Source organism: Variovorax sp. 54 (assembly GCF_002754375.1).
Lineage (GTDB): Bacteria > Pseudomonadota > Gammaproteobacteria > Burkholderiales > Burkholderiaceae_C > Variovorax.
The window spans coordinates 4,101,907-4,113,582 of sequence record NZ_PEFF01000001.1; the positions used below are offsets into that span (position 1 = coordinate 4,101,907).

The window sequence follows — 11,676 nt, forward strand, 5'->3', positions numbered from 1 at the left end:
GTTTGGTTAACCAAAATATTTAAAATGGTTAACCAAAGGAAGATCGAATTTCCAACCACCCAGACACACAGAGACATCCCATGAAACTCGCCAAATGGCTGGCCCTGCTGCCGGTCGCCGCCTTCTTCAGCGGGGGATGGCTGTCGTCCGTCGCGCCCACCTTCGTGCTCGGCATGCCCTTCCTGATGGTCTGGAACGTGAGCTGGCTGGTGCTGACCTCGCTCATCATGGTGGTCATCGACCGCGCCGAAGGCGACCTCGATGCGCAGGACGCGCAGGCTGCCCAAGCCGCAGGAGACGCGCGATGAACGCCGCACTCGGCGTGATCGCGCTCTTCGTGGCCGGCGCACTCGGCCTGGCCGTGCTCGCGCGGCGCGGGCGCACCATGAGCCTGGAGCAATGGGCGCTCGGCGGGCGCGGGCTGGGCACGATCATGGTGTTCCTGCTCATGGCGGGCGAGTCGTTCTCGACCTTCACCTTCCTGGGCGCCAGCGGCTGGTCGTACAGCAAGGGCTCGCCGGCCTTCTACATCCTGGCCTACGGCGGCCTGGCCTACCTCATGGCCTTCTGGATGCTGCCCGCCATCTGGCGCTACGCCACCGCGCACAAGCTGGTGTCGTTCTCCGACTTCTTCGCCCACAAGTACAACAGCCGCCCGCTCGGCGTGCTGGTGTCCATCGTGGCGCTCATGGGCATGGTGGCGCTGCTCACCATCCAGCTGCGCGGGCTGGGCATCATCGTGTCGGAGGCCTCGTACGGCTCCATCGCGCCGCAGGTGGCGATCTGGATCGGCACCGTCGTGATGGTCAGCTACATCCTGTTCTCGGGCATCCACGGCTCGGCCAGCATCGCCATCGTGAAGGACATCCTGATCCTCGTGCTCGCCGTGTTCCTGGGCGTGTACCTGCCGTGGCACTACTACGGCGGCGTCACGCCGATGTTCAGCGCCATCCACGCGGCCAACCCCAGCTTCTTCGAGTTTCCGAAAGAGGGCCTGAACCTCACCTGGTACAACTCGACCATCCTGCTCACGGCGCTCGGCTACTACCTGTACCCGTTCAACCTGACCTCGGTGTATGCCGCCCGCAGCGCGAGCGCGGTGCGCCGCAACACCATCCTGATGCCGCTGTACCAGGTGGTCATCGCCTTCCTGTTCCTGGTGGGCTTCGCGGCCATCCTGCAGGTGCCGGGGCTCAAGGGCTCCGAGGTCGACCTGGCCCTGTTCGGCCTCGTGAAGCACACCTTCGACCCGTGGTTCGTCGGTGTCATCGGCGGCACGGGCGTGCTCACCGCACTGGTGCCGGGCTCGATGATCTTGCTCACCGCTTCGACAGTGATCGGAAAGAACGTCTACAAGGAAGGCTTCGCCCACAACGCCACCGACAAGCAGGTCTCGCGCGTGGCGCGCGGCGTGCTGCCCGTGTTCGCATTGGTGGCGGTGTACTTCGTGCTGCGCGGCGGCACCACCATCGTGGCCGTGGCCATCTTCGCGTCGAGCCTGCTCACGCAGCTGCTGCCCTCGCTGCTGTTCAGCCTCATGAAGAAACCCTTCGGCAGCAAGCACGCCGCCTTTGCGGGCATCCTCGCGGGCGGTGCGGTGCTGGCCTTCACGATGACCACCGGCGCGAACCTCGGCACGCTGTTCCCGTCGGCGCCCGTCGTCTTCAAGTCGCTCAACACCGGGCTGGTGGCGCTGGCGGTCAACGCGCTGGTCTTCGTGGCGGTGGCGCTGTGCACGCCGCGCATGCTGCCGCGCACCGTGGCGGCGCAACCCGCCTGACCGGTCTTCCCTTGCCTCTGACCCACGAACGAAACCGAATGACCTCGCAGCTATTGATCCGCAACGTGCGCCCCCTGGGCGCGTCTCCTGTCGATGTGCGCGTGCACGACGGCCACATCGCCGAGATCGGCACCGCACTCGCCGCACCGGCCGGCGCCACCATCGAAGAAGGCGAGGGCGCCTTGCTGCTGCCCGGCCTCGTCGAAGGCCACACCCACCTCGACAAGACGATGTGGGGCATGGACTGGTACCGCAACGAGGTCGGCACGAACCTCACTGACAAGATCGAGAACGAGCGCGCCTTCCGCCACGCCAGCGGGCACGATGCCGCCGCCCAGTCGCTGGTGCTCGCCAAGGCCTTTCTTGCGCTCGGCACCACGCGCTTGCGCACGCACGTCGACGTCGACACCCAGGCCGGCCTGCGCCACCTCGAAGGCACGCTGCGCACGCGTGAGACGCTGCGCGAGGTGCAGCAGATCCAGGTCGTCGCCTTTCCGCAGTCGGGCCTGCTCGGGCGCGCCGGCACGGCCGAGCTGCTCGACCAGTCGCTGGCCATGGGCGCCGACGTGCTCGGCGGCCTCGACCCCTGCGCCATCGACGGCGACCCCGTGAAGTCGCTCGACGTGCTCTTCGGTATCGCCCACAAGCACCAGCGCCCGCTCGACATTCACCTGCACGAGCCCGGCGCCATGGGCGCCTTCTCGCTCGACCTGATCCTGCAGCGCACCGAGGCGCTGGGCATGCAGGGCAAGGTCGCCATCAGCCACGGCTTCTGCCTCGGCGACGTGAGCGAACGCGAGCGCGATGCCTTGCTCGCGCGCATGGCCAAACTCGGCGCGGTGCTCGTCACCAGCGCGCCGGCTTCGCGCAACGTGCCGCCGCTCATGGCATGCCGCGCAGCCGGTGTGACCGTGCTCGGCGGCAACGACGGCATCCGCGACACCTGGTCGCCCTACGGCAACCCCGACATGCTCGAGCGCGCCATGCTCATCGGCTTGCGCTACAACCTGCGCCGCGACGACGAGCTCGACGTGGCGCTCGACACCGTCACCCACGCCGGCGCGCGCGGCTGCGGCTTTGCGGCCTACGGGCTCGACGTGGGCTGCCGCGCCGACCTCGTGCTGGTCGACGCGCAAACGACCGCGCAGGCCGTGGTGAGCCGCCCGGTGCGCCGGCTCGTGGTGTCGGGCGGCCGCGTGGTCGCGCGCCACGGCACGCTCGTGCCCGGCGCCGTGCCCGCGTGAGCCGCACGGCATCTCCCGCATCCAGCAACTCGCGCACCGGCGCGGGCCCGGTCTTCTTCGCCTGCGTGGTCGTGCTGGTCGCGCTCAACCTGCGCGCCTTTCTCACGTCGAGCAGCCCCTTGCTCGAACCGATCCGCGCTGCGACCGGCATCGGCTTTCATGCCGTCGCATTGCTCACCGTGTTGCCGATGTTCGCGATGGGCGCCGTGTCGCTGTCGGGCGCGGCCGTGGGCCAGCGTCTGGGTGCGCGCGGCGGCATTGCGCTCGGGCTCGGCGCCATCGCGCTGGCCTGCGCCGGCCGCTACGTGGCCGGTGGCGCCGCGGCGCTGCTGTGGAGCGCCGCGCTCGCGGGCGCGGGCGTCGGGCTGGTGCAGGCGCTCATGCCCGGTGTGGTCAAGCAGGCGTACCCCGCGCGGCTCGGCCTCATGACCGGGCTCTATTCGGCCGCCATCATGGGCGGCGGCGGGCTCGGCGCCATGGCCAGCCCGTGGCTCGCGCGCGCCGTGGGCGGCGAGGCGCAACTCGACTGGCACGCCGGCCTCGCCATGTGGGCGGTGCTCGCGGTCGTGGCGCTGGCGGCGTGGCTGCGCGGTGCGCGGCAGTTGCCGTCTGCATCGTCATCCGCACGTGGCACCGCCGACCCCTCGCTCGACCGCGCCTGGCTGCGCTGCTTCGGCCATCGCCGTGCGTGGTTGCTGGCCCTGTGCTTCGGCCTCATCAACGGCGGCTACACCAGCCTCGTCGCGTGGCTGCCGCATTACTTCCATGCCGAGCGCGGCTGGACGGCGCAGCAGGGCGGCGCCGTGCTCGCGCTCATGACACTGGCGCAGGTCGTCGGCGCGCTCACCTTGCCGGCGCTCGCGCGGCGCGGCGGCCAGCGCGACCTGCGGCCCTGGCTGGTCGGTGCGTTGCTCGCACAGCTCGCGGGCTTTGCGGCGCTCGGGTTCGCGCTGCCCGTGCCAGCCGCCGCTATCGCTGTCGTGCTCGGCGTCGGCCTGGGCGGTGCGTTCTCGCTGTGCATGGTGCTCGCGCTCGACCACCGGCCAGACCCCGCGCAGGCCGGCGCGCTCGCGGGCTTCATTCAGGGCGTGGGCTTCATGGTCGCGGCGCTCGCGCCCTTCGTCACCGGCTGGGTGCGCGAGCAGACCGGCGGCTTCACCATGGCCTGGGCCTACCTGGCCGTCGTCACCGTGCTGCTGCTGCCCGCCGTGCTGCGCTTCGACCCGCGCCGCTACGCCAGCGCCACCGCCGGCCTGTTCGGCGCGCCGGCCGCGCCCGCGCTGTCCCCCATCGACCAGGCCCGCAAGGCCTGAGACAAACGGAGATCCGACCCATGTACCAAGAACACTTCATGCAGCGCGCCCTGGCCCTTTCGGCCCGGGCACTCCAGGAGCCCGGCACCGAGCCCTTCGGCGCTGTCGTCGTGAAGAACGGCGAGGTGGTGGGCGAGGGCTTCAACCACTCCGTCGCGCACCACGACCCCACCTCGCACGGCGAGGTCGAAGCCATTCGCGACGCCTGCCGCCGGCTGGGCACCGTCGACCTGTCGGGCTGCGAGCTCTACACCTCGTGCGAGCCCTGCGCCATGTGCGTGGCGGCCATGCACATCGCGGGCATTGGCCAGCTGTACTACGCGGCCACGCTCGCGCAATCGGGCGAAGCGTTCCAGGGCGTGACCCTGGCGGCCCGCCACCCGATCGACGTCGACGTGCTGCGCACCGAAGCCGGCGCACCGCTGGCCGCACGTGCGCAGCCGGCCGCACAGAAGATGGACGCCGAGGCCGTGCGCATCCTGTCGGCGTGGGCAGCGCCGCGGCGCGGCAACTGAAACGCTACGCAGCTGCAGCGTCGCCGCGTGTCGCCTCTTCGAACTCGGCGCGGTTGAACAGGCCGAAGTAAAGAATCTCCGACCACTGCAGCCCGAGCGGATATTCCGTCGCGCGGGTGCGCGTGCTGTCGCAGTCGTCGTCGAAGCGCAGCCCGAAGAAGGCATCGAGCGGGGCCGCCTGCTGGGTTGCACCGGCCTCGCGCAGCAACTGCGCCGCCGCCGCGATGTCTTGCGGCAGCGCATCGAGCGCGGCACCGGCCTGCTGACAACGTGCGAGCTCCTTCTCGACACAGGCCCGCAGCGGGGCTTCTTCCGATTCGTACATCGTGTCGAGCTCGATCGTCTCCAGCAGCAGATGCTCGTTGCGGTGGGCTTCGAGAAAAGCCAGCGTCTCGTCCAACCACTTCGGCAGCAGCGTCGAGCCCGTCGCGGGTGTCGCCGATGCGGGAGAGACGGCCGCAGGCGGTGCCTTCGGTGATGCGGCGGGTGGCGAGAACCAGCCCTTGAGCCGGTCGACCAACGACGTGGCCTTGGGCGCAGCCGCCACAACGGGCGGGGCTGCAGGCGCAGGCGCCGGCAACGGCGCCTGCGCCGCCAGGTACCGCACGATGTCGATGAGGCGCTTCACCCGCGCAAAGCCCGGCTCGAAGCGCCCGCTGATCGCGTACAGCTTGCCCTTCTGGCCCGTCTCCTCGTCGTCTTCGAGGCCGTCGGAGATCAGCGACGCGCACAGCTGCGGGTCGCCCGACATCAGCAGGCGGTACATGAACGGGATGTCGTAGTTCCATTCGGACACGCCCGAGATGGTTTCGGGCCGGTCCGTGTACGACGTGGGCCGGTTGGTGAGGCTGTAGAGGTAGGAGCGATTGGCCATGGGTCTGTGAAGTGTGAACGGCGGCTGCACTGTGTGCGGCGCCGCGATGAACCAACAAGAAATGAAGAAGTGCCACCCCTCGCGAAGCGGCCTTCGGCCTGGTCAGGTGATTCTGCCCGCGCCAGATTTACACTCCGCCTCATGCCAGGAAAGCCAGGAAAAGACGACGTTCAGCGCGGTTTGCAGCCCGTGGTGGAGCTGCGCTCTGAAGGCGCGTCGTACCTGTATTCCGTGCGCGCACCGCGCTCCAAGGGCGTGATCCCGCCCAGCTCTTACAGCCACACCGGCTTTGCCAGCGTTGCCGATTGCCTGCGCGACATTGCTCGCGCGCTCGGCGGCAACTTCACGCGCATCTACGTTCGCCTCGAAGGCCATTGCGTCGGCGAGCGCGACATTGCCGAACTGCGCAAGGCGCCGGACGCCGTCGCGGCGGAACTGCAAGCCATGTGCCGCGCGGTGATCGCCGAGCAGCAGAAGCAGAAGCCGCCGCAGCAACAACAGGAACAAGGCGAAGCCACCGTGCAGCGCGGGTAGCCGCACCCAGCGACGACGACGACGGCCGCCGCTGTCGCGCGCTTACTGCGCCACGTTCACGATGGTCGCCTGCATCATCGCCACCACCTTGTAGTCCGTGTCGCTCGCCTTCGCGAAGGCGCGCACTTCGCCCGTGCACACCGCGAGCAGCTTGCCCGAGCTCTGCACCCGGCCGACCGCCAGGAAGCGCTCGCCCAGCGCGGGCCGCATGAAATTGATCTTGAACTCCGCCGTCACCACGTCGCAGCCCTGCGGCGCTTTCGTGAGCCCCGCGTAGCCGCAGGCGCTGTCGACGATGCTCGTCACCGCGCCCGCATGCACATAGCCGCGCTGCTGCGACAGCGCCTTCGAGAACGGCATCTCGATGTGCACCTCGCCATCGCCCACATGCACCAGCCGCGCGCCGAGCGTGGCCATCAGGCCCTGTGCGTTGAAGCTGTCGGAGATGCGGGTGTGGAGGGCGGTCATGGCGGGCGAGGGGAAAAGAAGCAGAAGAAAAAGGGCGCCGGTCGTGGCGCCCCGAGGGGTTGCTGCATTCTGCCGCGCGGCCTCACCGCCTCATGCCCGACGCCAGAGCCTCAATCCCACGCCGGCGACAGCCCTTGCGGATCGGTCAGCCGTTCGCCGCGGTCGAGCGCTGCGATCTGCGCCATCTCGGCCTCGGTCAGCGTGAGTTGCTGCGCCTTCAGGTTGCTTTCGAGGTTCGCGCGCTTCGTCGACGACGGAATCACCGCGTAGCCCAGCTGCATCGCCCAGGCCAGCACCACCTGCGCGGGCGTGGCGCCGTGCGCCGTGGCAATCGCACCAATCACCGGGTCGTTCAGCACCTTGCCGTAGGCCAGCGTCATGTACGAGGTGATGCGGATGTTGTGGCGCTGCGCGAAGGCCACCACCTTGCGGTTCTGCAGGTAGGGGTGCAGCTCGATCTGGTTCGTGGCAATGGCTGGCGCGCCTACGGCGGCAATGGCCTCCTGCATCAGCGCGATGTTGAAGTTCGACACGCCGATCTGCTTCGTGAGCCCCAGCGCCTTGGCCTCGGCCAGCGCGCCCATGAACTCCGCCACCGGCACCGCGTTGCCGGGCGAGGGCCAGTGGATCAGCGTGAGGTCGACTTCGGTTGTGCGCAGCTTGGCGAGGCTGTCTTTCAGGCTCGGCACCAGCTTGTCCTTCGCGTAGTGGTCGGTCCAGATCTTGGTGGTGATGAAGAGGTCGTTGCGGGCCACGCCGCTTTCGGCAATCGCCTGGCCCACCTCGGCTTCGTTGCCGTAGATCTGCGCCGTGTCGATCGTGCGGTAGCCCAGGTCGAGGCCGTTCTTCACCGAGTCGATCACCACCTGGCCCTGCAGGCGGAAGGTGCCGAGGCCGAAGGCGGGAATGGGAGCGTTGATGTTGTTCGTGGTCATGACGTGTGTTGTCCTTGTGCGTTCAAAGAAAGGGAAAAGAAGAGGGGAGAAGAGAAAGGCTCAGTGCCCGACCGGCACCGGCCCCGAGGCGTGCACCGGAATGCCGGCACGGCGGTCGAGCGTGCCGCTCCACTGCGTGAGGGCCAGAGAGACGAGCACGACGAGCGCGCCGATCCAGGGCGTGTGCATCAGCCCGAGGTGCGTCACGATCAAACCGCCGGCCCAGGCCGCGCCGGCAATGCCCAGGTTGAAGGCCGCGATGTTCAGGCCCGAGGCCACGTCCACCGCCTGCGGCGTGAAGCGTTCGGCCTGCTTCACCACGTACACCTGCAGCCCCGGCACGTTGCCGAACGCCACCGCGCCCCACATCAGCACCGCCACCAGCGCCAGCCACTTGTGCGGCGCCGCGAAGTTGAAGACCAGCAGCACGGCCGCCAGCAGCGCAAAGATGATCTTCAGCGCCGGAATCGGACCCAGCCGGTCGGCCAGCTTGCCGCCCCAGATGTTGCCCACCGCCACCGAGATGCCGTACACCAGCATCACCCAGCCCACCGCGCCGGCGCTGAAGCCCGATACGTCGGTGAGGATCGGCGCCAGGAACGTGAACGGAATGAACGAGCCGCCATAGCCGATGGCCGTCTTGGCATACACCAGCAGCAGGCGCGGCTCGGCCAGCACCTTGGCTTGTTGCGCCAGCGAGGCCGGCGGCGTGTGGCGGATGTTGCCCGGCACGAAGATCCAGCTGCCGATGAAGGCGACCACGCCCAGCGCCGACACCGCCAAAAAGGTCTCGCGCCAGCCAAAGTGCTGCCCGATGAACGTGCCCAGCGGCACGCCCGTGACCAGCGCCACCGTGAGGCCCGTGAACATGATCGCGATGGCGCTCGCCGCCTTGTCCTTCGGCACCAGGCCGGTGGCAATCGTCGAGCCGATCGAGAAGAACACCCCGTGCGCCAGCCCCGTGAGCACGCGGGCGGCAATCAGCGATTCATAGCTGGGCGCTTGCCACGCCAGCAGGTTGCCGACCGTGAACAGCGCCATCAGCCCGAGCAGCAGCGCCTTGCGCGGCAGCTTGCCCGTGAGGGCCGTGAGCACCGGCGCGCCAATGGCAACGCCCAGCGCATAGAGGCTGACCAGCAGGCCGGCCGAGGGAAGGCCGATGCCGAGGTCGGCAGCGACGGTGGGGAGGAGGCCAACGATGACGAACTCGGTCGTTCCGATGGCGAAGGCGCTGAGGGTCAGCGCGAGTAAGGCGATTGGCATGAGAGCACTCCTTGGGGGATGAGGAGGAGTGTCTTGCGGTTACCTTTGCGGATAAATGGGGGGTGGGGAAGAAGATAGTTGCCTAGCAAGCAAGAGTGCGGCTGCGACGAGAAGGAATTGCAACCCCGAAGCCTTAACGGCGTTGAATCCGCATCGAATTTTCTATTGATGTTCGCTAGTGAGGTTCACACCCACCGAAGTCAATCGCGTCGACCGGCCAAAACACTGAAACTCAAGCCAAGGAGTAAGAGAAATCTATGCGACCTTCGTATAACATACTGCGTCGTAGACGCAGGACGGATGGGGCTCGCAAGATTCCACGAATTACTGTAGTAGCGACTGGACCAATTCGCGTATTGGAATTTATCTCTCGCCATTTTGAAAGTTACCGATGCCTTATTCGCGCGCGGTCAATAAAGAAAAAGAGGAGTTTCAGGCTCCGCAAATTGATGGCCTTGTCGATACGTCGTTTTTGGCAGAAGAGCTTCGACGGGAATACAGAAAATCTCACGAACCGGTAGAGGTTGAATTTAGAAAACTGGTGAATTGGGTTAGGTTAGGTGATCAACTAACCCATCAGATACATCAGTACCCCGCAAAATTGCTCCCGCATATAGCGCATTTCTTTCTGCACGCAAGTACCTTTCGATCGGAAGGTGGAGTAGTTTTAGATCCATTTTGTGGGTCCGGGACTGTCGCACTTGAATCCTCTATAGCGAACCGGCAGGCCTATGTTAGCGACGCTAATCCAATGGCTTTGCTGATCACAAAAGTCAAAACAACGCCGTACGACGCTGACCAGTTGGTTCTAGAAGCTGTTGCTATTGTTAAGAGAGCAAAACGCTATCGATTGGCTCCATCGATTGGCATCGTAAATGCGGACTTGTGGTACAGCAATCCGCGCAAGCAGCAGTTAGAAATTCTCCTTCGCGCCGTCCGTGATGTTGAGGACAAATCGGCGCAGGATTTCTTCTTGATCTGCTTTTCAACAGTGGCTCGACGACTAAGTGCCGCCGACCCATCTATTTCGGTGCCAGTTAGATTAAAAACAAAAGAGAGTTTTTCGCAGGCAATAAATTTAAAAATTGTCGCACATCTAAAATGGATTTCCGATGCAGATTATCTTGAGGAATTTAGTAACGTCACCCTTGCAAATATCGACAGGGTGTTGCGCGCAAACGCCGTAAATCCAAACCGCAAGTCCGCTACTGTCGTTGGTGAAGATGCCCGTCTTCTCATGGAGCCAAAAGGAAGCGAGAGGCTGAAGTCGGCGAGTATTCCTATGGTGCTGACGTCTCCTCCATATGGAAGCGCCCAGAAATATGTGAGATCTACCAGCTTGGCGTTAAATTGGCTTGGATTGGCAGGCCCTCAAGAGCTTTCCGAGCTGGAAGCAAAATCAATCGGGCGTGAGCACGTTGCACAAAAGCGAAATGCTCTCCTGTGCTCTTTGCCTGCTAATTACGAGAGTTTTTTATCCCAAGTAAAAAAGGTAAACCCTCGAAGAGAAAAGATCTCGCGGCAATATCTTTCAGATCTTTCGGTCGCCATGTCTGAAATGATTCGGGTTGCCAAGTCTGGCGGTCATATTATTTTGATTGTCGGAAATAATGAGGTGTGCGGCATTCCTCTAACGACAGATCAATTTATCACGGATAACATGCGCAGCGCTGGTGTTGATATCGATATGCATCTTATTGATAAGATTAAATCAAGAGGACTAATGACGAAAAGAAACACCACTGCATCCGTGATTTCGCGTGAAAGCATACTTGTATTTAAGAAGAGATAAAGTTAAGTATGTATAAAGAAGAGTGTGAGGAGAAGTTGAGGAATCTTGTCATTCATGCTTGGGATGACGAAATAAAATGGCCGCAAATTGAACAATGGGCGGAAAATTTCATTGGGACGGCATTCGATCAAGAGCGTGAGCGCGATCATGGGTTATTTGCCCTAACCCGATTCATGTATTTTGGTCGACGACTCGTTCGAGAGTTGTTGCGCTCTCTTTATCGGGATCACTTTGAAGCGCCGCTGATGCAGCGAATTCGGCGAAATTATGGGAGTGAAACGAGTGGAGCCGTGCTTCGCTCTGCATACTCATCCGAACTCGCCTCGACTCGGTTCATTGGAGTGGGGAACCCCGCAGAGAGTGGAGCCCATTTGTTGTACTTCTTTAGGCAAGTAAACCACTTGTCAAAAGAACTGTTTTCAGATATTCATGAGGCTTTTGTCGTTCGCTTAGATGAGAGCGGAAGAGAGCGCTATGAACAGCGGAATGGTGGAGTCAGTAGATACGTTTTTTTCGATGATTTGGTCGGATCAGGTGACCAAGTTAGCCAATATTTGAAAACTTCTCTGCGAGCTATTCGGCAAGGCACGCCGGAGGTAGAGCTTCGGTTTTTATCTCTTTTTGCCACCTCTGCCGGAATCGATCGATTGAACGAGAAACAGTTGTTTGATGGGAAGGCTTTTTGCTTATTTGAATTGGATGATTCATATAAGGCTTTCGACGCAAATAGCAGATATTTCTCAGGAGCTCCTGAGTGGTTTGTTTTGAATGACCTGCAGCAATTGGCTCGCGTTTATGGGAGCGCGCTTCAGCCTCGGCGCGCTTTGGGTTATAAAGACGGACAGCTCCTGCTCGGCTTTTCGCACAATACCCCCGATAACACGTTGCCAATATTCTGGGATGAAGGAATTCGACACCCCTGGAGCCCTGTGTTTCAGCGGTACGATAAAAAGTAATT

Annotated in this window: 12 protein-coding genes; 8 read left to right on the forward strand and 4 right to left on the reverse strand. The window is 63.7% G+C overall.

The annotated features are described in order from the left end of the window. Nucleotides 1-80: 80 nt before the first annotated feature. The 5 genes from CLU95_RS18970 to CLU95_RS18990 are packed head-to-tail and all read left to right on the forward strand — an operon-like array spanning nt 81 to nt 4,852. Nucleotides 81-308, forward strand: coding sequence for a DUF3311 domain-containing protein (locus CLU95_RS18970; protein WP_099795039.1), 228 nt, complete (start codon nt 81-83; stop codon nt 306-308). Next, the gene (locus tag CLU95_RS18975; RefSeq protein WP_099795040.1) at nt 305-1,780 is read left to right on the forward strand and encodes a sodium:solute symporter family protein; all 1,476 of its coding nucleotides are present in this window, start codon (nt 305-307) and stop codon (nt 1,778-1,780) included. The genes CLU95_RS18970 and CLU95_RS18975 overlap by 4 nt, the downstream gene beginning before the upstream one ends. A gap of 38 nt (nt 1,781-1,818) precedes the next feature. Beyond that, nucleotides 1,819-3,024: an amidohydrolase family protein gene (locus tag CLU95_RS18980; protein ID WP_099795041.1), complete on the forward strand. Its 1,206-nt coding sequence runs from the start codon at nt 1,819-1,821 to the stop codon at nt 3,022-3,024. After that, a complete protein-coding gene (locus CLU95_RS18985) occupies nt 3,021-4,337 on the forward strand; it encodes a cyanate transporter (RefSeq protein WP_099795042.1) in 1,317 nt (438 codons plus the stop codon). The genes CLU95_RS18980 and CLU95_RS18985 overlap by 4 nt, the downstream gene beginning before the upstream one ends. Before the next feature lie 20 nt (nt 4,338-4,357). Beyond that, nucleotides 4,358-4,852: a nucleoside deaminase gene (locus tag CLU95_RS18990; RefSeq protein WP_099795043.1), complete on the forward strand. Its 495-nt coding sequence runs from the start codon at nt 4,358-4,360 to the stop codon at nt 4,850-4,852. 4 nt (nt 4,853-4,856) lie between these two features. On the opposite strand, the gene CLU95_RS18995 is transcribed toward CLU95_RS18990, so the two are convergent. Next, nucleotides 4,857-5,726, reverse strand: coding sequence for a DUF7822 domain-containing protein (locus CLU95_RS18995; protein WP_099795044.1), 870 nt, complete (start codon nt 5,724-5,726; stop codon nt 4,857-4,859). Between the two features lie 141 nt (nt 5,727-5,867). Here CLU95_RS18995 and CLU95_RS19000 point away from each other — a divergent pair, with 141 nt between their 5' ends. Next, nucleotides 5,868-6,260 (forward strand): hypothetical protein, encoded by a 393-nt coding sequence (locus CLU95_RS19000; RefSeq protein WP_257214668.1) that lies wholly within the window; start codon nt 5,868-5,870, stop codon nt 6,258-6,260. A gap of 42 nt (nt 6,261-6,302) precedes the next feature. Here the strand turns inward: CLU95_RS19000 and CLU95_RS19005 are convergent, their stop codons facing one another. The 3 genes from CLU95_RS19005 to CLU95_RS19015 form a co-directional block, all read right to left on the reverse strand. Continuing rightward, complete coding sequence (locus tag CLU95_RS19005) at nt 6,303-6,728, reverse strand: PaaI family thioesterase (RefSeq protein ID WP_099795045.1); 426 nt, start codon at nt 6,726-6,728, stop codon at nt 6,303-6,305. Nucleotides 6,729-6,838: 110 nt separating this feature from the next. Continuing rightward, on the reverse strand, nt 6,839-7,663 hold the full coding sequence (dkgB, locus tag CLU95_RS19010) for a 2,5-didehydrogluconate reductase DkgB (protein WP_099795046.1): 825 nt from the start codon (nt 7,661-7,663) through the stop codon (nt 6,839-6,841). A 60-nt stretch (nt 7,664-7,723) separates the two neighbouring features. After that, the gene (locus CLU95_RS19015) at nt 7,724-8,926 is read right to left on the reverse strand and encodes an MFS transporter (protein ID WP_099795047.1); all 1,203 of its coding nucleotides are present in this window, start codon (nt 8,924-8,926) and stop codon (nt 7,724-7,726) included. A 391-nt stretch (nt 8,927-9,317) separates the two neighbouring features. Between CLU95_RS19015 and CLU95_RS19020 the strand changes: the two genes are divergently transcribed. After that, nucleotides 9,318-10,718 (forward strand): DNA methyltransferase, encoded by a 1,401-nt coding sequence (locus CLU95_RS19020; RefSeq protein ID WP_099795048.1) that lies wholly within the window; start codon nt 9,318-9,320, stop codon nt 10,716-10,718. A gap of 8 nt (nt 10,719-10,726) precedes the next feature. Further along, the gene (locus tag CLU95_RS19025; protein WP_099795049.1) at nt 10,727-11,674 is read left to right on the forward strand and encodes a phosphoribosyltransferase-like protein; all 948 of its coding nucleotides are present in this window, start codon (nt 10,727-10,729) and stop codon (nt 11,672-11,674) included. Nucleotides 11,675-11,676 lie beyond the last annotated feature (2 nt).